Source organism: Bradyrhizobium sp. NBAIM18 (genome assembly GCF_020193825.1).
GTDB classification, from domain to species: Bacteria; Pseudomonadota; Alphaproteobacteria; order Rhizobiales; family Xanthobacteraceae; genus Bradyrhizobium; species Bradyrhizobium yuanmingense.
Genome location: NZ_JADYVO010000057.1, coordinates 1 through 2004, shown reverse-complemented (window position 1 = coordinate 2004; position 2004 = coordinate 1). Strand labels below are relative to the sequence as shown.

Here is a 2004-nt window from a genome sequence, read left to right as displayed (position 1 = left end):
TCAACGGTCATCTGTTCGTCTTCCGTGGTCGCCGCAGCGATCTTGTGAAGATGATCTGGCACGATGGCCAGGGAGCATGCCTGTTTACCAAAAGACTTGAGAGAGGAAGGTTCATCTGGCCATCGGTTGCCGGTGAATCAGTCACGATCTCGCCGGCGCAGTTGAGCTATCTGTTGTCTGGGATCGATTGGCGCAACCCACAAGAAACCCAGCGTCCAACGCGGGTCGGATAGCGTTTTATGGTTTGAATCTGCGGCTTGATCTGATTCACTGGCTTCATGATGTCGAAGCCGGACGATCTTCCATCGGACCTTGCGAGTGCCCTTGCGGCGCTGCAGGCCGAGCGTGAGGCGCGGCTACACGCTGAGGCGGTGGCTGCCAGTGTGCGGGCGGAGCTGTCGGACAACGAGGCGCTGATCGCGCATCTTGAGCTGCGGATCGAGAAGCTCAAACGCGAACTGTATGGGCCGCGTTCCGAGCGCACGGCACGGCTGCTCGAGCAGTTGGAGCTGGAGCTTGAGGAACTCGTTACCACGGCGAGCGAGGATGAGCTTGCCGCGCGGGCTGCAGCAGCAAAGACGCAGAACGTCCGTTCCTTCACGCGCAAGCGGCCGGTGCGCAAGCCATGGCCGGATGACATCGAACGCGAGCGCGTCGTCATGGAGGCTCCAACGAGCTGCGCCTGCTGCGGTGGATCGCGGCTGGCGAAGATCGGCGAGGATGTAACCAAGACGCTGGAGGAGATCCCACGCCGCTTCAAGTTAATCGAGACGGTACGGGAAAAGTTCACCTGCCGCGATTGCGAGAAGATCAGCCAGCCGCCTGCGCCGTTCCATGCCACGCCGCGCGGCTTCATTGGCCCACAATTGCTGGCGACGATCCTGTTCGACAAGTTCGGCATGCATATCCCGCTCAACCGCCAGAGTGCGCGCTTCAAGGCCGAGGGGATCGACCTGTCGTTGTCGACCCTGGCCGACCAGGTCGGCCACGGCACCTTCGCCGTCATGCCGCTCTTCCAGCTGATCGAACGCCATGTGCTCGCGGCCGAGCGCCTTCATGGCGATGACACCACGATCCGTATCCTGGCGAAGGGCAAGTGTACCACCGGACGGATCTGGACTTATGTGCGGGATGACCGGCCCTTCGCCGGGCCCGCGCCGCCGGCTGCGGTCTATTACGCCTCGAGCGACCGACGAGGCGAGCATCCCCAGAAGCATCTGGCCGCCTTCGCCGGTATCCTGCAAGCCGATGCTACAGCGGGTTCGAACCGCTGTTCGATCCGCAGAAGAAGGCACGGCCGATTACGCCAGCATTTTGCTTTGCCCATGCGCGACGGGGCTTCTTCGAGCTGGCCGACATCGAGAAGAATGCTCGGGAAGGTAAGAAGGGCAAACCGGTCTCTCCGATCGCGCTGGAGGCGGTCAGACGCCTGGATGCGTTGTTCGAGATCGAGCGCGCCATCAACGGCCGCGGCGCCGAGGAGCGGCGTGCCGTGCGCCAGGAACAGAGCAAGCCGCTTCTCGAGGACATGCACGCCTGGTTGCTGCGTGAGCGCGAAACCCTCTCGCGCTCCTCCGAGGTCCTAAAGCCTATGAATTACATGCTCAGGCGCTGGGACGACTTCGCCCGCTTCCTCGACGATGGCAGGATCTGCTTGACCAATAATTGTGCCGAGCGCGCATTGAGAGGCATCGCCTTGGGACGGCGGAACTGGACCTTCGCCGGCAGCCAGCGCGGCGCCGACCGTGCCGCCATCATGCTGACGATGATCACGACCTGTCGCCTCAACGACGTCGATCCCAAGGCCTGGCTCGCCGACATCCTCGCCCGTATCGCCGATCTTCCCACATCGCGTCTGCACGAACTGCTGCCCTGGGAATGGAAGCTGGGCCAAGCCGGCAAGCCCGCCGGTCAGCAGGCCGCCTGACCTTCACGCAACGCCATCATAGAGCTCGCCGGGCCCACGCGCACGCGGCAATCGGGCGGTCTTCATCGTATGCCTAC

2 protein-coding genes are annotated in these 2004 nt (G+C 63.0%); both read left to right on the top strand.

What is annotated here, in order from left to right; translation table 11 throughout:
• Positions 1 to 233: IS66 family insertion sequence element accessory protein TnpB (tnpB, locus tag I6F17_RS37370; protein ID WP_225132288.1), on the top strand; the 233-nt coding region annotated here is incomplete at its 5' end.
• Positions 234 to 278: 45 nt separating this feature from the next.
• Positions 279 to 1927 (top strand): IS66 family transposase gene (locus I6F17_RS37365; protein ID WP_225132289.1). Its coding sequence is split into 2 segments (ribosomal slippage): positions 279 to 1248 and positions 1248 to 1927, totalling 1650 coding nucleotides; the frame shifts between segments, so codons are not numbered across the junction.
• The last annotated feature ends 77 nt before the right edge of the window (positions 1928 to 2004 follow it).